We start from the raw sequence: 21629 nt of genomic DNA, 5'->3' as shown, positions 1-21629 counted from the left end.
CCGCGGCCGAGGGGCTCCGGCTCCACGACGGTGCAGACGCGGACCGGCAGGTCCGCCGAGTTCAGCCACTTCTCCAGCACCTCGGCGAGGTGGCCGCAGGACACCACCACGTCCGTCACCCCCTCCTCGGCCAGCCAGGCGAGCTGGTGCCCGATGATCGGGGTGCCCGTGCCGGGGATCTCGACCATCGGCTTGGGCCGGTCGTCGGTGTAGGGCCGCAACCGGGAGCCCTGGCCTCCGGCCAGGACGACGGCTTGAGTGGGGCGGGACGCGGTCTTCGGAGGGGTCATGTCCGCACTGTACGACCCACCCTCGGGCCGGCCGTCAGGGGCTGTCACGGCACGCCCGGGGGGCGTCGGGCACGGTCCGCTCGGCAGGACGGAAGCGACTGCCGGAGAAGCCCCACACCTCGGGACGAGACGGACGGGGGCCGGCCGGTTTCTCCACGAGTCCGCGGCGCGGAGCTGCGGGGTCAGGGCGACGGGGCCCGGTCGGGTGGGGACGGCCGACTTGTCCTGGAGGATCGGGGCGCGGGTCGGCGGGGGCGGCGCCGTTGACCGGTCGGCATACTGCCGCCTGCCGCCTGCCGCCTGCCGCCTGCCGCCTGCCGCCTGCCGCCTGCCGCCTGCCGCCTGCCGCCTGCCGCCTGCCGCCTGCCGCCCGCTCGTCTGCCCGCCAGCCCGTGTCGGCCCTCCGGGTCGGGCCATGGGCTGTGTGGGTGGCGGAGCCGGGTCGGGTGGGGCGGCTGGCTTCTCTGCGAGGTCCGCAGTCGGAGTCGCAGGGGGCGGGGGTCGTTGACCGGCCGCCATGCTGCCGCCCCGCCCGTCTGCCCGCCAGCCCGCCTCGGCCCTCCAGGCCGGTCCGCGGGCCGTGTGGGTGGCGGAGCCGGGTTGGGCGGGGCGGCCGGCTTCTCTGCGAGGCCCACAGCGCGGTGCCGCGGGAGGCGGGAGTCGTTGACTGGTCGCCGTGCTGCCGCCTGCTCGTCTGCCCGCCAGCCCGTGTCGGCCCTCCGGGTCGGGTCATGGGCTGTGTGGGTGGCGGAGACCGGTTGGGTGGGGTGGCTGGTCTCTCTGCGTGGCCCGCGGTGCGGAGCCGCGGGGGGCGAGAGTCGTTCACCGGTCGGCTGCCCGTCGGCCGACCGGGCCATGGGCCGTGTGGGTGGCGGAGACCGGTTGGGTGGGGTGGCTGGCCTCTTTGCGAGGACCGTAGTGCGGAGTTGCACGGGGCCGGGTGGCAGGGCCCGTAGGGGCGCGTCGGCCGGTGTTGGGGGGCCTGGGGTGCGGTGGCTGCGTCCGGGCCGTTGGTCGACTGACCTGGTGCCCGGGGCGCGCGTCGCCGGTGGCCGGGTCCCGTGGTGTTGCCGCCCGGCGCGTTCGGTGCGGGCGGTCCCGCCCTGGCCCCGAGGGTTCGCTCGGTCGGCCAGGGCGTCGCGGGGGCGTCAGTCGTGGGTGGACTGGATGCCGGAGGCGAAGGAGGTGTCGCAGACCGGGCGGGCGTAGGACTGGGCGCGGGTGGGACCGTAGATATGGACGGCCGCGCGGCCCAGGGTGCGGGCGATGGAGGCGCAGTGCTGGGCCAGCGACGGGCGGCCGTTGACCGCCTGCTGGAGGTGGGTGAGGACCACGCCCGGGTTCTTGTCCTGCAGCTCGGTCAGCAGCTGGTCGCGCAGCACGTCCTGCGGGGCGCGGGCGCGGGACTTCGCCGCGGCGCCGGCGGCCACGGAGTCCGACGCGGTCAGCACCGAGTTCGAGGTGCTCCCCGACCAGTTGACCCGGGTGACCGCGAGGGTTCCCGAGAGCACCAGGACGACGGGCAGGACGAGGGCGAGGGAGCGGCCGATCCGGCGGGCGGGGCCCGGGCCGCGTCGCGTGGAGTGGTTGGTGGAGTGCTTCACGCGAGTGAGGGTAGCGCCCGGTAATGATTTGGCGACATTTAGTCACCCCTTCGGGGGATGGCCGAACCGTCCCTCCCGGCCGACGTGTTGACGCACACCGCTCGAAATGTCCGGTGCGCAAGGGTGGTTCGGAGACATGGAGAAGGGCCCCGCTGCCAGGTCGCGGGGCCCTTCTCGTCAACTTGGGTGAATCGCTCGGCGATGTCCGGAGGTTTCAGCCGTAAGGCGTCAGCCGCGGACGGGTCAGTCCGACAGACGCTCGCCCGTGGAGGTGGAGAACACGTGGGTCTCGCCCGGCCGCGGCACGACGTGCAGCGTGGAGCCCTTCTCCGGGACGGAACGGCTGTTGACGCGGACGACGAGGTCCCTCTGCTCGCCGCCGACCTCGACCGAGCCGTAGACGTACCCGTCGGCGCCCGTCTCCTCCACCACGTTCACGGAGACGGCGAGGCCGGCCGGGGCGTCCTCGGTGTCCTTCGACAGGGAGGCGGCCGCGCCGCCGCCCAGCTCGACCACGTCGAAGTGCTCGGGACGCACGCCCACCGTCACCGTTCGGTCGCCCTTGTCCGAGGCGGCCTTGAGCGCGTCGCGGTTGACCGGCACCACGCTGTTGCCGAACTTCACGCCGCCGTCGGTGATCGGCACCTCGACGAGGTTCATGGCGGGCGAGCCGATGAAGCCGGCGACGAAGAGGTTGGCGGGCTTGTCGTACATGTTGCGCGGCGAGTCGACCTGCTGGAGCAGACCGTCCTTGAGCACCGCCACACGGTCGCCCATCGTCATGGCCTCGACCTGGTCGTGGGTGACGTAGACGGTGGTGATGCCGAGCCGGCGCTGGAGCGAGGCGATCTGCGTACGGGTGCTCACCCGGAGCTTGGCGTCCAGGTTGGACAGCGGCTCGTCCATGAGGAACACCTGCGGCTCGCGCACGATCGCGCGGCCCATGGCGACACGCTGGCGCTGACCGCCGGAGAGCGCCTTCGGCTTGCGGTCGAGGTACTCGGTCAGGTCGAGGATCTTCGCGGCCTCCTCGACCTTCTGCCGGATCTCCGCCTTGTTGACGCCGGCGATCTTGAGCGCGAAGCCCATGTTGTCGGCGACCGTCATGTGCGGGTAGAGCGCGTAGTTCTGGAACACCATGGCGATGTCCCGGTCCTTCGGCGGCAGGTGGGTGACGTCGCGGTCACCGATCCGGATGGCTCCTCCGTTGACGTCCTCCAGGCCCGCGAGCATCCGCAGGGAGGTGGACTTGCCGCAACCGGACGGGCCGACCAGGACGAGGAACTCACCGTCCTCGATGTCGATCTCGAGCGCGTCGACGGCGGGCTTGTCGGAACCCGGGTAGATCCGGGTCGCCTTGTCGAACTGGACAGTGGCCATGGCGAATGGGCCCCCTTCTACCGGCAGGAACGTGCCGGACGATCCGTTGTAGGAAGGTGGTGCCACTACGGGTGATTCCGTTGTGGTGGTGTAGTCCACACGAGTGAACTGGCACAGGACGGTACCTGGCGTTCACCTGGTCTGTCAGCATCCGGGGGCGGGTGAACTTCACGGAAATTCCTGGCGGGCCGTCTCGGGGACCTGGGTACACTGCACGAACACACCCATGCAGGCCTCCTTAGCTCAGCTGGTCCAGAGCGGCTGTCTTGTAAACAGCAGGTCGTCGGTTCGAATCCGACAGGGGGCTCCACACACGAAGGCCACCCGCACCGTGAAGTGCGGGTGGCCTTTGCGTTTTGGCAGGTCAGGCGGTTCTGAGGAGGGTCCGCACGACCTGACGCAGCGTCGCCTCCGCGTTCGGGACCGCGGCCGCCGTGCGCCAGGCCACGAAACCGTCCGGGCGGACCAGTACCGCTCCGTCGGCCGTGGTGCCGTGGGCGCGCGCCCAGTCGGGTGCCGCTCCCTCCACGCCGTCGCGCGGGTCGTAGCTGAGCTCGGCGCCGAAGCGGTACGAGTCCAGGCAAACGCCGTCGCTCCCGGTGATGCGCAGGGCCGCCGCGTGCCAGCCCGCCGTCGACTGGGCGTCGCTCAGCAGCACCAGGGAGCGCTCGTACAGGTCGAGCGTCGAGATCCGCTCGGCGCCGCGGCGCAGCCACAGGTGGGGCGCCCGGCTGCCCGGCTCGCCGGTAAGCCGCATCGCCTCGGGCACGACCTCCTGGCCCGGGTCGGCGCCCACGACGGCGCCCTGCGGGTAGCGGTAGCCGAGGACGACGTTGAGGATGCCGCCGCGCCTGCCGCCGCCGATGCCGGGAGCCGGGGCGAAGCCGGGGTGGCTGTGCTCGACGGAGCGGGCGGAGGCCCGGGCGCTGGTCGCCGTGGCGACGGGGCGGCGCTCGGTGTCGTAGGTGTCGAGGAGGCCGGGTCCGGCCCAGCCGCCGAGCACGGCGGCCAGCTTCCAGACCAGGTTGTGCGCGTCCTGGATGCCGGTGTTGGAGCCGAAGGCGCCGGTGGGGGACATCTCGTGCGCGGAGTCACCGGCGAGGAACACCCGTCCGGCCGAGTAGCGGTCGGCGACCCGTTCGGCGGCACGCCAGGACGCCTTGCCGGTGATCTCCACATCCAGGTCGGGGGCCCCGATCGCGCGGCGGATGTGCCGCTGGAGCCGGTCCTCGGTGAACTCCTCCAGCTTCTCGCCGCGCTCCGGGTGCCAGGGCGCGTGGAAGACCCAGTGCTCCTTGTTGTCGACGGGCAGCAGGGCCCCGTCGGCGTCCGGGTCGGTGAGGTAGCAGCAGATGAAGCGGCGGTCGCCCACCACCTCGGCGAGCAGCTTGGAGCGGAAGGTGACGCTGACGTTGGCGAACAGGTCGCCCGGCCCGCTCTGCCCGATGCCCAGGCGGCGCCGGACCGGGCTGCGCGGGCCGTCGGCGGCGACCAGGTAGTCGGCGCGGACGGTGTACCGCTCGTCGGAGCCCCGGTCCCGCACCACCGCGGTCACGCCCTCGCCGTCCTGCTCGAAGGACTCCAGCTCGTGGGAGTAGCGCAGGTCGCCGCCGAGCCTGCGGGCGCCCCTCAGCAGCTCCGGCTCCAGGTCGTTCTGGCTGCACAGGCACCAGGCGGCGGGGCTGAACCTGGCGAGGCCGCCGCCCGGGTCGATGTGCTTGAACAGCCACTCGCCCGCGTCGCCGGCCAGCGTCGGCGTCTGGAGGATGCCGTGGTTCTCCGCGAGCAGGGAAGCCGCCGTCCTGATGTCCGGTTCGACGCCGGCCACCCGGAACAGCTCCATGGTCCGCACGTTGTTGCCGCGTCCGCGGGGGTGGATGGAGGTGCCGGAGTGCCGCTCGACCAGCAGGTGCGGCACGCCGTGGCGGCCCAGGAACAGGGAGGTGGACAGACCCACCAGGGAGCCGCCCACGATGAGGACGGGTACCCGGTGGTCGGCTTCTCGGCGCATCGATGCCTCCAGGAGCAGGGGTGCGGGTGCGGGGCGCATCGGAGTTTCCATGCCCTCGCGGAGGCCGTCGTGCGTACGTCCGCGGCACCAATCACCCCTGTGATCACCCGCGTGGTGCACACGAGTCGCGCACCGATCGGGCACGGCACAGGATCGAGATCACGCTGACGTCGCGTCACCCGCGGCCGGCGTTCCCTCTGCCCCGCCAAGCCCGCCAAGGAGACGTACGCAGATGACCGCCATTTCTGAGCGTGTATCAGAAACTACCGAGCAGCAGGCAGCGACACGTGTCTCCCAGTCCGTCTTCGACGGCTCCCGGCTCCGGGTCGTCCTCCTGGTGGACGTCCACGACGGCGCCCAGCAGCAGTTCCTGGAGGCGTACGAGGAGATGGGCAAGCAGGTCGCGTCCGTCCCCGGGCACGTCAGCGACCAGCTCTGCCAGTCCATCGAGAACCCCTCCCAGTGGCTGATCACCAGCGAGTGGGAGAGCGCCCCGCCGTTCCTCGCCTGGGTGAACAGCGAGGAGCACGTCCAGATGGTGCAGCCGATGCACAGCTGCATCCGGGACACCCGGTCGCTGCGTTTCCACATCGTCCGTGAGACCGGCGTCGCGGCGGGCAAGGCCACCGCCGACCGCCGGCTCCAGGACTCGGCGCGGATCGGGGACGGGGTGATCCGGCACGCGCTGACCTTCACGGTGAAGCCGGGCAGCGAGCAGAAGGTGGCCGACATCCTGGCCAACTACGAGGCGCCCGACGCGGACGTGGACGGCACCACCCGGCTGTGCCGCACTTCCCTGTTCATGCACGGCAACCGGGTCGTGCGGGCCATCGAGGTGCGCGGCGACCTCCTCGTGGCGCTGCGGCACGTGGCCCAGCAGCCGCAGATCCGGAAGGCCGAGGAGGCGCTCAACCCCTACCTGGAGCAGGACCGCGACCTCAACGACCAGGAGTCCGCACGAGTGTTCTTCACCCGGGCGGCGCTGCCCGCGGTGCACCACGTGACGTCCGTCCAGGAGGACGTGGAGGCGGAACGGCACGCCTTCTACTACCCGGCGCGGCCGGGCATGGGCATGAAGCTGGCGGAGCTGCTGTCCCATCACGACGAGCGGGCCGCCCAGGACCCGGACAGCCCGGTGCTGCGCAGCACGGTCTTCGAGCGGGACGACGTCGTCGTCCGTCTGGTGGACGTCTGCGGCCGTCTCGACGCCGACCCGGCCGGCGCGCTGGGTCTGACGGACCCCGCGAAGGTGTCGGAGCTGACCACGCTGCTCGACGAGGGCGCCGCACCGAAGGACGGCGACCTGGCCCGTCTGCTCACCCTCGCCCGTATGGACCTCGTCACCGACCGCCGGGCCGCGCCGGACGCCTGACGCATTCCGAAGCCGACGTACCACACCACCGGAGGAACGACGTGATCAAACCCAGGCCCAGGATCGTGGAGCTCGGCGAGACCGAGCCCAACACGAAGCGCGGAGGCGATCTGCGCGCCATGCTCACCCCGGCCACGGTCGGTTCCACCAGCGGCTTCATGGGCGTGGCCATCGTGCAGCCCGGCGACCGCATCGGCGAGCACTACCACCCGTACTCCGAGGAGTTCGTGTACGTCGTCTGCGGCGAGCTCGAGGTGGACCTGGACGGCGAGCCGCACTCGCTCAGACCGGAACAGGGTCTGATGATCCCCGCCTACATGCGCCACCGCTTCCGCAACGTGGGCGAGGAGGAGGCGCGGATCGTCTTCCACCTGGGGCCGCTGGCCCCGCGCCCGCAGCTCGGCCACGTCGACACCGAGGGCACCGAGCCGGCGGCGGCCGGCGCCGAGGCGCCGCCGGCGGCGGACGTGGCAGAGGTCCGATCATGACCAGGCGGGTGGCGGTCACCGGCATAGGCATCGTGGCGCCGGGCGGTATCGGCGCCCCGGCGTTCTGGGACCTGCTGGCGAACGGGCGCACCGCGACGCGGGGCATCACGTTCTTCGACCCGTCGGGGCTGCGGTCCCGGATCGCCGCCGAGTGCGATTTCGATCCGGCGGCCGCGGGTCTTGAGGAGGAGCAGGTCGAGCGCTGCGACCGCTACATCCAGTTCGCCCTGGCCGCCGGCCAGGAGGCGGTGGCGGACTCCGGACTCGACCTCGCCGGGGAGAACCCCTGGCGGGTCGGGGTCTCGCTGGGCACCGCGGTCGGCGGCACCACACGGCTGGAGAACGACTACGTCCTGGTCAGCCACCGCGGCGACCGCTGGGACGTGGACCACGAGCGGTCCCGGCCGCATCTGGAGCGGGCGTTCACACCGAGCACGCTGGCCTCCACGGTGGCCGAGCGGTTCGGGGCCCGGGGCCCGGTGCAGACCGTCTCCACGGGCTGCACCTCCGGTCTCGACGCGGTCGGCTACGCGCTGCACACCGTGGAGGAGGGCAGGGCGGACATCTGCATAGCCGGGGCGTCGGACTCGCCGATATCGCCGATCACGATGGCGTGCTTCGACGCGATCAAGGCCACGTCGCCGAACAACGACGACCCCGCCCACGCCTCCCGCCCCTTCGACAACGACCGTGACGGGTTCGTCATGGGCGAGGGCGGCGCGGTGCTCGTCCTGGAGGAGCTGGAGCACGCCCGGGCCCGCGGCGCCCATGTGTACTGCGAGCTCAGCGGCTACGCCACGTTCGGCAACGCCTACCACATGACCGGACTGACCAGCGAGGGCCTGGAGATGGCGCGGGCGATCGAGACCGCGCTGGACCACGCCCGCCTGGACGCCACCGCGATCGGCTACGTCAACGCGCACGGCTCCGGCACCCGCCAGAACGACCGGCACGAGACGGCCGCGGTGAAGCGGGCGCTGGGCCACCACGCCTACGACACCCCCATGAGCTCCATCAAGTCGATGGTGGGTCACTCGCTGGGCGCGATCGGGGCGATCGAGGTGGTGGCCTGTGTGCTGGCGCTGGCCCACCAGGTGGTCCCGCCGACCGCGAACTACGAGACCCCGGACCCCGAGTGCGACCTGGACTACGTCCCGCGGGTCGCCCGCGAGCGGAAGCTGGACAGCGTGCTCTCCGTGGGCAGCGGGTTCGGCGGCTTCCAGTCCGCGGTGATCCTGACCCGGCAGAGGGAGAGGACACGATGAGCGCACCGCGCAAGCGGCGGGCCGCCGTCACCGGCATCGGTGTCGTCGCGCCCGGCGGCACGAGCACCGAGACCTTCTGGAAGTCCACCCAGGAGGGCGTGAGCGTCCTGGACCGCGTGACCCGTGAGGGCTGCGAGCACCTGCCGCTGAAGGTGGCCGGCGAGGTGCGGTCCTTCGAGCCCTCGGCGGCGGTCGAGGAGCGCTACCTCGTCCAGACCGACCGCTTCACGCACTTCGCGATGGCCGCGGCCGACGCCGCACTCCAGGACGCCCAGCTGGGTCAGGCCGACACCGACGCGGCCCCGTTCTCCGCCGGCGTGGTCACCGCGGCCGGGTCCGGCGGCGGCGAGTTCGGTCAGCGGGAACTGCAGAAGCTGTGGAGCAAGGGCAGCCGTTACGTCGGCCCCTGGCAGTCCATCGCCTGGTTCTACGCGGCCAGCACCGGCCAGGTCTCCATCCGGCGCGGCTTCAAGGGCCCCTGCTCGGTGGTCGCCGCCGACGAGGCGGGCGGCCTGGACGCCCTGGCGCACGCGGCGCGGGCCGTCGAGCGCGGCACCGACGTGATGGTGGCCGGTTCGACGGAGGCGCCGCTGGCCCCGTACTCGATGGTGTGCCAGCTCGGTTACCGGGAGCTGAGTCCGGTGGCCGACCCGGAGCGCGCCTACCGCCCGTTCACCGAGGAGGCCTGCGGGTTCGTGCCGGCCGAGGGCGGCGCGATGCTCGCCGTGGAGGCGGCCGGGGCGGCCCGCGAGCGGGGCGTGCCCGTACGGGCCCTGCTGGCCGGGCACGCGTCGACCTTCACCGGCGCCTCCCGCTGGGAGCTGTCCAGGGAGGGCCTGGCGGAGGCGATCCGCGGGGCTCTGGCCGAGGCCGGGTGCGCACCCGAGGAGGTCGACGTCGTCTTCGCCGACGCCCTCGGCGTCCCCGAGGCGGACCGGGCCGAGGCGCTCGCCCTCGCCGACGCGCTCGGCGCGCACGGCCGGCGCGTCCCGGTCACGGCGCCCAAGACGGGCACCGGCCGGGCGTACTGCGCCGCCCCGGTGCTGGACGCGGCGGCGGCGGTCCTCGCCATGGAGAACGGCCTGATCCCGCCCACCCCGAACGTCTCCGACATCTGCCATGACCTCGACCTGGTGACCGGTCGTGCCCGCGCCGCCGAGGTGCGCACGGCGCTGGTCCTCAGCCGGGGGCTCATGGGCTCGAACTCGGCGCTGGTGCTGCGGCACGGTGCCGCCGAGGCCTCGTAGCGAGGCAGCCACGATCAACCGGGAGCAACAAGGAGAGGAACCGCATGAGTGACCGAATCACAGTGGAGGAACTGGCCGAACTCATGAAGAAGGCCGCCGGGATCACCGTCAGCCCGCAGGAGCTGGCGGACCGGTCCGAGACCGGATTCGACGAGCTCGGTATCGACTCGCTCGGCCTGCTCGGCATCGTGGGCGAACTGGAGAACCGTCACGGCATGCCGATGCCGGCCGACGCGGAGCGCTGCAAGACGCCCAGGAAGTTCCTCGACCTCGTCAACAGCACCCTTCTGGCAGGAGCGTAGAAATGGCCGGACACACCGAGAACGAGATCACCATCGCTGCGCCGGTGGACCTGGTCTGGGACATGACCAACGACGTGGCGAACTGGCCGCGGCTGTTCAGCGAGTACGCCTCCGCCGAGATCCTGTCCCAGGAAGGCGACAAGTGCACCTTCCGCCTGACCATGCACCCGGACGAGAACGGCACCGTGTGGAGCTGGGTGTCCGAGCGCGAGCCCGACCGGGCCACACTCTCGGTCAGGGCCCGCCGGGTCGAGACGGGCCCCTTCGACCACATGAACATCCACTGGAGGTACGAGGAGGTGCCCGGCGGCACCCGGATGATCTGGACCCAGGACTTCGCGATGAAGCCGGAGGCACCGGTCGACGACGACTGGATGACCGACAACATCAACAAGAACTCCAAGGTCCAGATGGCCCTGATCCGCGACAGGATCGAGAAGGCCGCCGCCGGGCACCGGGCCGAGCCGGTCCTGACCAACGACTGATCCGGACGGAGGAAGCATCGTGCACCAAGCCCTGATCGTCGCCCGGATGGCCCCGGGCTCGGCCCCGGACATCGCCAAGATCTTCGAGGACTCCGACCGGGGGGAGCTGCCGCACCTGGTCGGCGTCACCCGGCGCAGCCTCTTCCAGTTCGGCGATGTCTACATGCACCTGGTCGAGGCGGACCGGGACCCGGGACCGGCCATCGCCAAGGTGGCGGACCACCCGGAGTTCCGCGGCATCAGCGAGCGGCTGTCGGCGTACGTCAGCGCCTACGACCCGCAGACCTGGCGTTCGCCGAAGGACGCGATGGCCCGGCGCTTCTACCTGTGGGAGCGTGACTGAGCCTTCGGATCAGCCACCTGACGAGCCGTCCGATCCCTCACGGACGGCCACCGGCCGCCGGGCCCGCTCTGTCGCGGGCCCGGCGGCCGGTGTCCGGGGAGGTCGCGGCGGCGCCGCCGGCGGTGCCCGCTCAGGCGGGCACCGTGCAGTCGAAGGCGTGCAGGTAGGGGTTGACCGGGCTGATGTCGCCGATGACCAGTCCCGCCGCCTTCAGCCGGTCGGCCATGCCGGCGCTGGTGTGCTTGGCACCGCCGACGTTGAGCAGCAGGAGCAGGTCCATGGCGGTGCTGAACCGCATCGAGGGCGTGTCGTCGACGAGGTTCTCGATGACCACGACCCGCGCGCCCGGCCCGCCCGCCTCGATGACGTTGCGCAGGCAGCGGGCGGTGGAGTCGTCGTCCCACTCCAGGATGTTCTTGATGATGTAGACGTCGGCCCTGACCGGGACGGCCTCACGGCAGTCGCCGGGCACGATCCGCACCCGGTCGGCCAGCGAGCCGCCGGCGCGCAGCCGGGGGTCGGCGTTGTCCACCACCCGCGGCAGGTCCAGCAGGCTGCCGTGCATCAGCGGGTACTTCTCCAGCAGGCTCGCCACCACGTGCCCCTGTCCGCCGCCGATGTCGGCGACCGAGGAGGCACCCGACAGGTCGAGCAGCTCGGCGACGTCCCGCGCGGACTGCTTGCTGGAGGTCGTCATGGCCCGGTTGAAGACGTCCGCGGATTCGGGGGCGTCCTCGTTGAGGTGGACGAAGAACTCCTTGCCGTACAGGTCCTCCACCACGTTGCGGCCGGTGCGCACCGCCTCGTCCAGCTTCGGCCAGGCGTCCCAGGTCCATGGCTCGGTGCACCACAGGGTGATGTAGCGCAGGCTGGCCGGGTCGTCCTCGCGCAGCAGCCGGGACATGCCGGTGTGCGCGAACCTCCCGTCGTGCTCCTCGGTGAAGACGCCGTAGCAGGTCAGTGCCCGCAGCAGCCGGCGCAGTGGCCTGGGTTCGGTCTTCACCGCGGCCGCGAGGTCCTCCACGGCCATGGGTGCGTCCCCGAGCGCGTCGGCCACACCGAGCCGGGCGGCCGCGCGGAGGGCGGCGGCGCACGCCGCCCCGAACGCGAGCTCCCTGAGCCGCATGGACGGCGGTGGGGCGGACTGAGCGGTCGTCATGTGCCGCCTTCTTTCCTTCTCGGTCCCGTGGGTCCCACGAGTGGCGATGGCCTCAGCACAGTCCGGCGGGCCTGGAGGTACCGCAGGAGTTGGCTGTGAAGGTGTTGTCGAGCGCGGTGCTCTCCTGGTTGACCAGGTCCGCGGGGGAGTTCCCGTCGAGCACGTTCCGGCTCACCCGGTTCCGCTCGCCGGGCGCGCCGACGAAGCTCTTAAACAGCACGATGCCGCCGGACAGGGGGGACCTGCCCGAGTTGCCGGCGACGAGGTTGCGGGACACGTCGGTCTGCTCGGTGCCGGTCAGGACGATGCCCGAGCCCTGGAGGAAGGGCAGCCGGGCGGTCGCCGGGCAGAACCTGTTGTTCTCCACGACCCGGTTGTCGCGCACGGTCAGGGCGCCGGCCTGCGGCTTGTTCTCGTCGCCGACGACGAACACGCCCGCGCAGTTGCCGGAGACCTGGTTGCCCGTGACGGTGAGGTCGCGCAGCCGGCGCACGGTGACGCCGATCCGGTTGCCTTCGAGCCGGTTGTGGGCGATCAGCGTGCCGCCGGTGTCGGCGGCGCCCTGCTCGGCGGTGACCGTGTTGGCCAGGAAGAGTCCCGCGTCGCCGTTGTCCCGGGCGGTGTTGGCGCGGTACTCGCTGCGTACGGAGCGCTCCTCGGCCAGGCCCCAGACGCCGTTCTTCTCGGCGGTGACCTGCCGTACGGTCAGCCGGTCGGTGCCCACGGCCATCAGGCCCGACTGGCGGAAGCCGGTGAGGGTCAGATGGGAGACGGTGACGTCTTCCAGGCGCCTGCCCTTGGTCCCCACCACACAGATGCCGTTGCCCCGCTTGCCGCAGGCGCTCGCGGCGCTCTGACCGCCCGGTTCCAGGACGGTGCCGGGGCCCATGCCGCGCAGCGTCAGACCGGGCGTCGTCACCTTGACGCTCTCGTGGTAGACGCCGGGCAGCACCAGCACGGTGTCACCCTGCTGCGCGGAGTCCACCGCCCGCTGGATCGATTGGCCCGGATGTACCAGGTGCGTCCTGGGCATCGCGGCCGACGGGGTGGCGGCGATGCCCGTACCGACCAGCGCGGTGGCGCTCAGGAGCAGAGCGATATGGCGTTTCGTCATATTCTGTACGGTATGGCCCGATAGTCGGCTGGAACGCCGGATGGGCCGTCCGGCGGCGTGTCACCGGACAGGGTGCGGTTCAGGCGTGTCACCCGCGCAGGGAGCGGCCGATCCACAGCTGTTCGGGGGACAGGGCACGGCCGTCCTTCAGGTCCCACAGGGCGTTCTGCAGGACGCGGCCGAGCGTCCAGGCGCGGGCCCGGTCCCGGTCGAGGCCCAGCACCCCGGTCATGGCCTCGAAGCGCGGGACGACCTCCCCGGGCTCGAAGCGGTTGAACAGCGCGGGGAACAGTTCGAAGCCGGGGTCCCCGGCGAGCGGCTTGGGGTCGATGGCCAGCCAGGCCTCGCGGTCGGCGCCGAGGACGTTGTCGTAGTGCAGGTCCCAGTGCAGCAGCCGGTCGCCGCTCTCGCCGGCGACCTCGCGCACGGCGGCGGCGCAGTCCGCGAGCAGCCGGCGGTCGTCCCCGTCGGGCAGCCGCCGCAACGCGCCCGGGGTCCGTTCCAGCAGGGCGCCCGCGATGTCACCCAGCCGCCGTATCCCCGCCGGGGCGGGGACGGACGTCAGGCGGGCCAACAGGCCGGCGATCACCCGGACGGCGTCGCGGGTGTCCGGCAGGCGCGTCAGCGGGCGGGCGGAGTCGAGCCGTTCCAGCAGCAGCGTGCCGGTCGGCCCGTCGTGCTCCAGCAGCCGTACGGCGCCCGCGCCGTCCCACACGCGCAGCGCCGGCGCCTCTCCCGCGCTCTCCTCGTCGGGCAGCTGGAGCTTCAGGACGGCGGGCAGGCGGTCGGCGCGGAGGACCGGGAGGACCAGCGCGCACACGCCGTGCATCGCCGGTCCGTCGATCCGCAGCCGCCACCGGTCGAGGAAGACGGACACCAGGCCGGGCAGACCGGCGACGAAGGCGCGGCCCGCCGCCCCGTTGAATTTCTCCTGGGAAGCGGCCAGCGCGCCGGGCACCTCGATCACCCCGACGACCATACTTGCGCCTGTGAGCGGGGTCATGCGGATGCGGCGTGGGCTTCGGGCGGCGGCGGCGTACGTCCGCAGCGCGCCGGGCACGTATGTCTGGCTGCTGATCCTGTTCCTGACCACCGTGGCCCTGCACCACATGTCCGCGTCGTTCGAGCAGCACTTCCTGCTCCACCGCTCGACGAACCTGCGCGAGCTGTCGCACGACCCGGTGCGGGTGCTCTTCTCCAGCGCCATGTGGATCGACAGCGGTCACTGGCTGCCCTACGCGGCCCTCTACACGGTCTTCCACGCCCAGGCCGAGCGCTGGCTGGGCACCCTGCGCTGGCTGCTGGTGTGCGTGACCGCGCACGTGCTGGCGACGCTGATCAGCGAGGGCGCCCTGCTGTGGGCGATCCAGCGGCACGTGGTGCCGGAGTCGTCCGTCAACACCCTGGACGTCGGCGTGAGTTACGCCCTGGCCGGGGTGGTGGGGGTGCTGGCGTACCGGATCGCCCCGCCCTGGCGGTACCTGTATCTGACCGCCGTCCTCGCCTTCTACGCCGTGTCGCTGGTGACCGGGCGCACCTTCACGGATCTCGGGCACTTCGCCGCCGTCCTGATCGGCCTGGGGTGCCGGCCGCTGGCCAGGGGCCGGGGCAGGCTGTGGGACCCGGTGGAGGCGCTGTCCGCGCGGAGGCGTTAGCGCCCGGCCCTCGCGCCTCACGCCACCGGTTCGCGCACGGGCGCCTCCGCCGGGGCGCCGTGCTTGGGGGCCCTGCCCGTCACCATCAGGCCGGCGACCAGTCCGGCCAGCAGCATCACGGCGGCCGCCCACCAGATGGCGACCGTGTAGCCGTGGACGATGCCCTCCGGTACCACCCGGGCCCGGACCGCCCCGCCGCGCAGATGGGCGGTGACGAAGGCGGCGCTGCTGGTCGTGGCGACCGTGTTGAGCAGGGCGGTGCCGATCGAACCGCCGACCTGCTGCGAGGTGTTCACGGTCGCGGAGGTCACCCCCGAGTCCTGCGGGGCGACGCCGGCGGTGGCGGTGGCGAACACCGGCATGAAGGTCAGGCCCATGCCGAGGCCCATCAGCACCAGCGCGGGCAGCACCTCGCTCGTGTAGTGCGAGTCGACCGTGAGCCGGGTCAGGAGCAGCAGGCCGCCCGCGGCCAGGAGCATGCCGGGGACCATGAGCGCGCGCGGCGGCACGTGCCGCAGCAGCCGGGCCGAGATCTGCGTCGAACCGGTGATGATCGCGGCGGTCATCGGCAGGAAGGCGAGTCCGGTCCGCAGCGGTGAGTAGCCGAGGATCTCCTGCAGGTAGTACGTCATGAACAGGAACAGCCCGAACATGCCGATCACGGCCAGCAGCATGGTCAGGAGGCAGCCCGCCCGGTTGCGGTCCCGCAGGACGTGCAGCGGCAGCAGCGGCATCGGCGCCCGGCTCTGCCACCACACGAACGTCAGCAGCAGCGCCGTACCGAGTGCGAACAGGGTCAGCACCACCGGATCGGTCCAGCCGCGCGGTTGCGCCTCGCTGAACCCGTAGACGACGGCGACCAGTCCGCCGCAGCCCAGCACCGCCCCGGGCATGTCGAGGCGGGCGTCCGTCCGACCCGGTCTGTCGCGCAGCAGGGCGAGGGCGCCGAGTACGGCGACGACGGCGATGGGCACGTTCACGTACAGGCACCAGCGCCAGTTCAGGAACTCCGTCAGCACGCCGCCGACGATGAAGCCGATCGCCGAGCCGCTGCCCGCCAGGGCGCCGTAGATGCCGAACGCCTTCCCGCGTTCCCTGGGGTGGGTGAAGGTCGTGGTCAGCAGGCTGAGCGCGGAGGGGGCGAGGACGGCCGCGAAGGCGCCCTGGAGGGCGCGGGCGCCGAAGAGCATGCCCGAGGACGTGGCCGCGCCGCCGAACGCGGAGGCGGCGGCGAACCCGGCCAGCCCGACGACGAACGTGCGCTTGCGGCCCACCAGGTCGGCGATCCGCCCGCCCAGCAGGAGCAGCCCGCCGAAGGCGAGGGAGTAGGCGGTGATCACCCACTGCCGGTTGCCGTCGGACATGTGCAGGGCGTGTTGCGCGGAGGGGAGCGCGATGTTCACGATCGTCGCGTCCAGGACCACCATGAGCTGCGCGAGCGCGATGAAGACCAGTGCCCACCAGCGGTGCCGGTCGGTCTCCTGGGACGAGGATTCACCTGTTTGGGTGACGCTCATCTGGCCAGAAGACCATGAATCGGGAGGTATCGCATCCTCGTGTGGACAAGGGGCGCCTCGCGGCCGGAGAGGGCGGGAGCCGGGGCATTGTCAGTGGCGGGGTGCAGCATGGGGGCATGGTGAGCGGAACGAGCGGCAGGGCCGGTGTGAAGGGCGCGCGGCGGCCCGAGGTGCGGCTGCCCGCGCTGGAGGCGTGCGGCGGCGGGGGACTGGCGCCCGACGGGGACTACGACGGGCTGGAGTTCCGGGAGGAGGACTTCGCCGGGCAGGACGGGGCGGGCGCCCGCTTCCTGGACTGCGCGCTCGCGGGCTGCGCGCTGGACGACACGTCGCTGCGCCACGCCCGCTTCCTGGACTCGGTCCTCACCGGCATACGGGGTGTCGGCACCGACCTCGCCGAGGCCACCCTGCGCGATGTGGAGGTGACCGACGCCCGTCTCGGCGGTGTGCAGTGCCACGGCGCGGTTTTGGAGCGCGTGTGGATCCGCGGCGGCAAGATCGACTACCTGAACCTGCGCAGGGCCCGGCTGCGGGACGTCGTCTTCGAGGGCTGCGTCCTCGTCGAGCCGGACTTCGGGGGCGCCCGGCTGGAGCGGGTGGAGTTCGTGGACTGCGTGGTCAAGGGCGTCGACTTCAGCGCGGCGACGCTCTCGGACGTGGACCTGCGCGGCGCCGCCTTCCTGGAGATCGCCCGCGGCCTCGACCGGCTGGCGGGCGCGGTGATCAGCACCGGCCAGCTCCTGGACCTTGCGCCGGTGCTGGCGGCGGAGATGGGGATCAGGGTGGACGGGTGAAAGGCCGATACAGGGGATGCGACTCAGGGGGTGCGGCTCAGGGGGAGGGGCTCAGGAGACGCGCGGGTAGCGAGCCTGGAGGGTCCAGATCGCCGGGTTCTCCGCCAGGTCCTCGTGCAGGTCGCACAGGTCGGCTATGAGGTCGTGCAGGAAGTCGCGGGCCTCTCGGCGCAGCGCGGTGTGCGAGAAGGACAGCGGGGGCTCCTCGGCCGGCATCCAGTCGGACTCGATGTCGACCCAGCCGAAGCGGCGCTCGAAGAGCATGCGGTCCGTGGACTCGGTGAAGTCCAGCTCCGCCCGCTGCGGACGGGAGGCGCGGGAACCCGCCGGGTCCCGGTCCAGCCGCTCGACGATGTCGCACAGGGCCCAGGCGAAGTCGAGCACGGGCACCCAGCCCCAGGCCGTGGCCAGTTCGCGGTCCGACTCGGTGTCGGCCAGATACACGTCGCCGCAGAACAGGTCGTGCCGCAGCGCGCGCACGTCCGCGCGGCGGTAGTCCGTCTGCGGCGGGTCGGGGAAGCGGTTGGAGAGGGCGTAGCCGATGTCGAGCACGTAGGCGATGGTGTCATGCGCCCCGCATAGGATCGCGCGCGTGTATCGATCCGCCCCGCTCGTCCGGACCGCCGCGGCCGGCTGCGCTCTGCTCGTGCTGACGCTGACCGGGTGCGACGGCGGTGTGCGGGGCACTCCGGGCGGGACCGGCGTGCAGGATCCGTACTTCCCCAGGGCGGGCAACGGCGGGTACGACGTCAGCCACTACGGCCTGACCCTCGACTACGACCCGGACCGGCGTCACCTCACGGGTACGGCGGTCATCACCGCCCGGGCGACCAAGGACCTGTCCGCCTTCGACCTCGATCTCAGCGGGCTCGACGTCCGCGGCGTCACGGTGGCCGGGAAGGCCGCCTGGTTCAGCCGGGCCGGTCAGGAACTCACCGTGCGGCCGCACGACGATCTGCTGAAGGGGGAGACGTTCAGCGCGACGGTGCGCTACTCCGGGCGCCCGCAGGTCGTCGTCGACCCCGACGGTTCGCGGGAGGGGTGGCTGCCCACCGCCGACGGCGCGCTCGCCCTCGGGGAGCCGGTCGGCTCGATGGCGTGGTTCCCGGGCAACCACCACCCGTCCGACAAGGCCGCGTACGACATCGCGGTCACCGTGCCCGAGGGGCTGCGGGCCGTCTCCAACGGTGAGTTGAGGAGTGAGACGACCAGCGGGGGACGTACGACGTTCCGGTGGCGCACCGCCGAGCCGATGGCGACGTATCTGGCCACCGTCGCGATCGGCCGGTTCGAGATCACCCGCTCCACGACGAGGAGCGGTCTGCCCGTGTACGTCGCCGTCGAGCCGTCCCAGGCGCGGGCGAGCCGGGCCGTGCTGGCCAGGATCCCCGAGGTCGTCGAGTGGGCGGAGCGGCGCTTCGGCCCGTACCCCTTCTCGTCCACCGGCGCGGTCGTCGGCCGGCGCGAGGACGCCGGTTACGCCCTGGAGACCCAGAACCGGCCCGTCTTCCCCGGCGCCCCCGACATCGGGACCCTCGTCCACGAACTCGCCCACCAGTGGTACGGGGACTCGGTCACCCCGAAGAGCTGGCGGGACATGTGGCTGAACGAGGCCTTCGCGACGTACGCGCAGTGGCTGTGGGAGGAGGACCACGGCGGCCGGACCGCGCAGCAGGCCTTCGACGCGCTGCTGCGCGGCGACTACTTCGCCGACGGCGCCGGGGACGAGGCGGTGTGGGCCTTTCCGCCCGCGAGGCCGAGCGGTGCCGAGCACATCTCCGACCGGCCCGTGTACGAGCGCGGCGCGATGGTGCTGCACAGGATCCGTCAGGCGGTCGGCGACCGGGCCTTCCAGGACATCGTCCGGGGCTGGGCCGCCGCCCACCGCCACGGCAACGCGGACACCGCCGACTTCACCGCCTACGTGGAGAAGAAGGCGCCGGGCACGGACTTCGCCGGGATCTGGGCCGACTGGCTGTACGGGGACGGCAGACCGGCGGGTCCCTGACCAGGGCCGACCGGCCGTGGTCAGGACGGGCGCGACGACCGAGGCCCCGGCCCTTCGCGGGCAGGGGCCTCGGTCGTCGGACCGCGTCCGTCAGACGTTGACGCCGAAGTCCTGGGCGATGCCGACCAGGCCCGAGGCGTAGCCCTGGCCGACGGCGCGGAACTTCCACTCCGCGCCGTTGCGGTACAGCTCGCCGAAGACCATGGCCGTCTCGGTGGCCGCGTCCTCCGACAGGTCGTAGCGGGCGATCTCGGCGCCGCCGGCCTGGTTGACGATGCGGATGTAGGCGTTGCGGACCTGGCCGAAGTTCTGGCCGCGGTTCTCGGCGTCGTAGATGGAGACCGGGAAGACGACCTTGTCTACGTCGGCGGGGAGTCCGGCGAGGTTGACGTTGATCGCCTCGTCGTCGCCCTCGCCCTCGCCGGTGAGGTTGTCGCCGGTGTGGACGATGGTGTTGTCCGGGGTCTGCTTGTTGTTGAAGAAGACGAAGTGCTGGTCCGAGTAGACCTTGCCCTGCCCGTTGACCGCGATCGCGGACGCGTCCAGGTCGAAGTCCGTGCCGGTGGTGGTGCGGACGTCCCAGCCGAGGCCCACGGTGACGGCGGTCAGGCCCGGAGCCTCCTTGGTGAGCGAGACGTTGCCACCCTTGGACAGGCTTACAGCCATTGTTGGGAGTCCCTTCCCTCGTTGCGTATGCGGACGAAGCTACCGCCACCCATAGGAACGCCGAGGGGGGTCCTCAGGGTTCCGCGTCTCTTTACCTTTTTTACCCACCCGGATCGAACACGCCCGCGGCGAAAACATGATGACGTGACGTGGGCGGGGAGGGGAACATGGACGACATGTCCGGTCCCCATCTCATCCGCGGCTCCGTCGCGCTCCCCGAGGCCGAACTGGCCTGGCGCTTCTCGCGGTCCTCCGGGCCTGGCGGCCAGCATGTCAACACCACGGACTCCCAGGTGGAGTTGCGCTTCGACCTCGCCAACACCGAGGCGCTGCCCGCGGTGTGGAAGCAGCGCGCGCTCGAGCGCCTCGCGGACCGGCTCGTCGACGGCGTCATCAGCGTGCGCGCCTCCGAGCACCGGTCCCAGTGGCGCAACCGCGAGGCCGCCGCCGTGCGTCTCGCCGCGCTCCTCGCCGAGGCGACCGCGCCCCCGCCGCGGCCCCGCCGACCCACCCGCATCCCCCGCGGCATCAACGAGCGCCGCCTGCGCGAGAAGAAACAGCGCTCGCAGACGAAGCGGGGGCGCTCCGGAAAGGACTGGGGGTAACCCACGCACGACACCGACGGCGTCACTTTCGTGCCGGGAGGTGGTCGAGCGCGGGGCGCGGGCGGGGCGTCGTTCCGGTCGGGCGGTGGTCGGGCATGGGGCGGGGACAAAAGGTCTGCCGAGCCGGGTGGTGCGTCGGCCCAGCCGGTCAGTAGTCGGGCACGGGCGGGGCGCCAGCCCCAACTGAGGGACACCCGGTGTGGACGGGCGGCAGTGCAGGCGGCGGCGGTCGGGCACGGGGCGCGGCTGGGAGGGCAGTCGAGCCGGGCGGCAGCGGACACCCGCGCCCATGGGGCCAGCCCAACCGGGTGGACACCCGGTGTGGACGGGCGGCAGTGCAGGCGGCGGCGGTCGGGCACGGGGCGAGGCCGGGGCGTCAGTCGAGCCGGGCGGCTGCGGGACAGCCGGCGCCGATAGGGGCGTCAGCCCAACCGGGTGCAAGTCGGGCACGGGATGTCGGTGGTGCGTCGGCCCAACCGGGCGGTGGTCGGGCACGGGACGGGGCGGGGCGGCAGCCGAGTCGGGTGGGCGGCCGGTGCGGACGGGCGGCAGGTCGGGCACCCGGTGCGGACGGCGCGTCAGCCCAGGCGGCGGTAGCGGCCGTGGTAGTACAGCAGGGGTTCTTCGTTCGTGCCGGGCAGGCGGGCCGTCAGGACGCGGCCGACGACCAGGGTGTGGTCGCCCGCCGCCACCCGCTGCTCGGTGCGCAGTTCCAGGGTGGCCAGGGCGCCGGTCAGCAGGGGCGCGCCGGAGACCTCGCCGCGGGTGTGGGGGAGGTCCCGAAACAGCAGGCGGTCGCTGACCCGGCCCTTCATGGCGAAGCGGCCGGCGATGGCGTGCTGGCTGTCGGCGAGGACCGAGACCGCCCACAGGGGCTGTTCGGCGAGCAGGTCGTCCATGCGGGAGCCCTCGCGCAGGCTGACCAGGGCCAGCGGCGGGTCCAGGGAGACCGACATGAACGCCGTCGCCGTCATGCCCGCGTCCTCGCCGGCCGGAGCCCGCGGATCGTCCGGGTCCAGCGACGGCTCCTGCGCGGTCACCAGGACCACACCGGCGGCCAGCCGGGACATCGCGGCACGGAACTCCTCGTCGGTCACCCCCTCAGCATGCCCGGACGGACGCCCTCGCTGCCCGAGCGGAGACGGCTCGGCGGAGGCGGCGGGACAGGGGGCGGGCGGCACGGAGGAAGGCTTCAACACACACGGAACGCTAGCCACCGGCCCGGCGCCGCCGCATCGGACCCGGGCCCGAAGCCGGACCTAGGACCAGCGGCGGAGCGAGTCGTGCATCATGTCTCCACAACTGCGTGGCCCGCGTTCGGCAA

General features: G+C 72.3%; 22 protein-coding genes and 1 tRNA gene. 12 read left to right on the top strand and 11 right to left on the bottom strand.

Translation table 11 applies throughout. The annotated features are described in order from the left end of the window. From ACF09J_RS14980 to ACF09J_RS14970, 3 genes are all read right to left on the bottom strand, one after another. Positions 1–290 (bottom strand): NDP-sugar synthase (locus ACF09J_RS14980; protein WP_392305824.1); only part of this gene is annotated, 290 nt, incomplete at its 3' end. 1148 nt (positions 291–1438) lie between these two features. Next, entirely contained in the window at positions 1439–1894 is a 456-nt protein-coding gene (locus tag ACF09J_RS14975) for a hypothetical protein (protein ID WP_392305823.1), read from the bottom strand. Between the two features lie 243 nt (positions 1895–2137). Beyond that, complete coding sequence (locus ACF09J_RS14970) at positions 2138–3274, bottom strand: ABC transporter ATP-binding protein (RefSeq protein WP_392305822.1); 1137 nt, start codon at positions 3272–3274, stop codon at positions 2138–2140. Positions 3275–3506: 232 nt separating this feature from the next. Here ACF09J_RS14970 and ACF09J_RS14965 point away from each other — a divergent pair. Further along, a tRNA-Thr gene (locus tag ACF09J_RS14965) sits at positions 3507–3584 on the top strand. Positions 3585–3638: 54 nt separating this feature from the next. On the opposite strand, the gene ACF09J_RS14960 is transcribed toward ACF09J_RS14965, so the two are convergent. Continuing rightward, complete coding sequence (locus ACF09J_RS14960; RefSeq protein WP_392305847.1) at positions 3639–5285, bottom strand: FAD-dependent oxidoreductase; 1647 nt, start codon at positions 5283–5285, stop codon at positions 3639–3641. Positions 5286–5517: 232 nt separating this feature from the next. Between ACF09J_RS14960 and ACF09J_RS14955 the strand changes: the two genes are divergently transcribed. From ACF09J_RS14955 to ACF09J_RS14925, 7 genes are read left to right on the top strand one after another with little or no spacing between them, the layout of a single operon-like run. After that, entirely contained in the window at positions 5518–6657 is a 1140-nt protein-coding gene (locus ACF09J_RS14955) for a SchA/CurD-like domain-containing protein (RefSeq protein WP_392305821.1), read from the top strand. A gap of 41 nt (positions 6658–6698) precedes the next feature. Continuing rightward, complete coding sequence (locus ACF09J_RS14950) at positions 6699–7145, top strand: cupin domain-containing protein (protein ID WP_392305820.1); 447 nt, start codon at positions 6699–6701, stop codon at positions 7143–7145. After that, on the top strand, positions 7142–8410 hold the full coding sequence (locus ACF09J_RS14945) for a beta-ketoacyl-[acyl-carrier-protein] synthase family protein (protein WP_392305819.1): 1269 nt from the start codon (positions 7142–7144) through the stop codon (positions 8408–8410). The genes ACF09J_RS14950 and ACF09J_RS14945 overlap by 4 nt, the downstream gene beginning before the upstream one ends. Continuing rightward, positions 8407–9657 carry a beta-ketoacyl synthase N-terminal-like domain-containing protein gene (locus ACF09J_RS14940; RefSeq protein WP_392305818.1) on the top strand — a complete coding sequence of 417 codons (1251 nt, stop codon included), beginning with the start codon at positions 8407–8409 and terminating at the stop codon, positions 9655–9657. Before ACF09J_RS14945 ends, ACF09J_RS14940 begins: the two co-directional genes overlap by 4 nt. 44 nt (positions 9658–9701) lie before the next feature. After that, on the top strand, positions 9702–9959 hold the full coding sequence (locus ACF09J_RS14935; protein ID WP_100569051.1) for an acyl carrier protein: 258 nt from the start codon (positions 9702–9704) through the stop codon (positions 9957–9959). Positions 9960–9961: 2 nt separating this feature from the next. Continuing rightward, the gene (locus tag ACF09J_RS14930) at positions 9962–10444 is read left to right on the top strand and encodes an SRPBCC family protein (RefSeq protein ID WP_392305817.1); all 483 of its coding nucleotides are present in this window, start codon (positions 9962–9964) and stop codon (positions 10442–10444) included. A gap of 19 nt (positions 10445–10463) precedes the next feature. Continuing rightward, positions 10464–10787, top strand: a complete 324-nt coding sequence (locus ACF09J_RS14925) for a TcmI family type II polyketide cyclase (RefSeq protein ID WP_392305816.1) — start codon at positions 10464–10466, stop codon at positions 10785–10787. A gap of 130 nt (positions 10788–10917) precedes the next feature. On the opposite strand, the gene ACF09J_RS14920 is transcribed toward ACF09J_RS14925, so the two are convergent. The 3 genes from ACF09J_RS14920 to ACF09J_RS14910 all read right to left on the bottom strand — a co-directional run bounded on the left by ACF09J_RS14920 (position 10918) and on the right by ACF09J_RS14910 (position 14039). Continuing rightward, positions 10918–11946: a methyltransferase gene (locus ACF09J_RS14920; protein WP_392305815.1), complete on the bottom strand. Its 1029-nt coding sequence runs from the start codon at positions 11944–11946 to the stop codon at positions 10918–10920. A 52-nt stretch (positions 11947–11998) separates the two neighbouring features. Continuing rightward, complete coding sequence (locus ACF09J_RS14915; protein WP_392305814.1) at positions 11999–13060, bottom strand: nitrous oxide reductase family maturation protein NosD; 1062 nt, start codon at positions 13058–13060, stop codon at positions 11999–12001. 88 nt (positions 13061–13148) lie between these two features. After that, positions 13149–14039 carry an aminoglycoside phosphotransferase family protein gene (locus tag ACF09J_RS14910; protein ID WP_392305813.1) on the bottom strand — a complete coding sequence of 297 codons (891 nt, stop codon included), beginning with the start codon at positions 14037–14039 and terminating at the stop codon, positions 13149–13151. 22 nt (positions 14040–14061) lie between these two features. On the opposite strand from ACF09J_RS14910, the gene ACF09J_RS14905 reads away from it, so the two are divergent. Then, positions 14062–14715: a rhomboid-like protein gene (locus ACF09J_RS14905; protein ID WP_392305846.1), complete on the top strand. Its 654-nt coding sequence runs from the start codon at positions 14062–14064 to the stop codon at positions 14713–14715. A 17-nt stretch (positions 14716–14732) separates the two neighbouring features. Here the strand turns inward: ACF09J_RS14905 and ACF09J_RS14900 are convergent, their stop codons facing one another. Then, positions 14733–16232, bottom strand: coding sequence for an MFS transporter (locus ACF09J_RS14900; protein ID WP_392305812.1), 1500 nt, complete (start codon positions 16230–16232; stop codon positions 14733–14735). A gap of 116 nt (positions 16233–16348) precedes the next feature. Here ACF09J_RS14900 and ACF09J_RS14895 point away from each other — a divergent pair, with 116 nt between their 5' ends. Then, on the top strand, positions 16349–17026 hold the full coding sequence (locus tag ACF09J_RS14895; RefSeq protein WP_392305811.1) for a pentapeptide repeat-containing protein: 678 nt from the start codon (positions 16349–16351) through the stop codon (positions 17024–17026). A gap of 51 nt (positions 17027–17077) precedes the next feature. On the opposite strand, the gene ACF09J_RS14890 is transcribed toward ACF09J_RS14895, so the two are convergent. Continuing rightward, entirely contained in the window at positions 17078–17578 is a 501-nt protein-coding gene (locus ACF09J_RS14890; protein ID WP_392305810.1) for a hypothetical protein, read from the bottom strand. Positions 17579–17585: 7 nt separating this feature from the next. On the opposite strand from ACF09J_RS14890, the gene ACF09J_RS14885 reads away from it, so the two are divergent. Beyond that, a complete protein-coding gene (locus ACF09J_RS14885) occupies positions 17586–19034 on the top strand; it encodes a M1 family metallopeptidase (protein ID WP_392305809.1) in 1449 nt (482 codons plus the stop codon). A 90-nt stretch (positions 19035–19124) separates the two neighbouring features. On the opposite strand, the gene ACF09J_RS14880 is transcribed toward ACF09J_RS14885, so the two are convergent. Further along, positions 19125–19700 (bottom strand): TerD family protein, encoded by a 576-nt coding sequence (locus ACF09J_RS14880; protein WP_392305808.1) that lies wholly within the window; start codon positions 19698–19700, stop codon positions 19125–19127. Positions 19701–19867: 167 nt separating this feature from the next. On the opposite strand from ACF09J_RS14880, the gene arfB reads away from it, so the two are divergent. Continuing rightward, the gene (gene arfB / locus ACF09J_RS14875) at positions 19868–20305 is read left to right on the top strand and encodes an alternative ribosome rescue aminoacyl-tRNA hydrolase ArfB (RefSeq protein WP_392305807.1); all 438 of its coding nucleotides are present in this window, start codon (positions 19868–19870) and stop codon (positions 20303–20305) included. Between the two features lie 578 nt (positions 20306–20883). On the opposite strand, the gene ACF09J_RS14870 is transcribed toward arfB, so the two are convergent. Further along, complete coding sequence (locus tag ACF09J_RS14870) at positions 20884–21402, bottom strand: flavin reductase family protein (RefSeq protein WP_392305806.1); 519 nt, start codon at positions 21400–21402, stop codon at positions 20884–20886. Positions 21403–21629 lie beyond the last annotated feature (227 nt).

The organism is Streptomyces sp. NPDC014889 (genome assembly GCF_043081205.1).
Taxonomy (GTDB): Bacteria; Actinomycetota; Actinomycetes; order Streptomycetales; family Streptomycetaceae; genus Streptomyces.
Note: the sequence above shows the minus strand (reverse complement) of the source record. Positions and strands in the feature narration are given on the sequence as shown.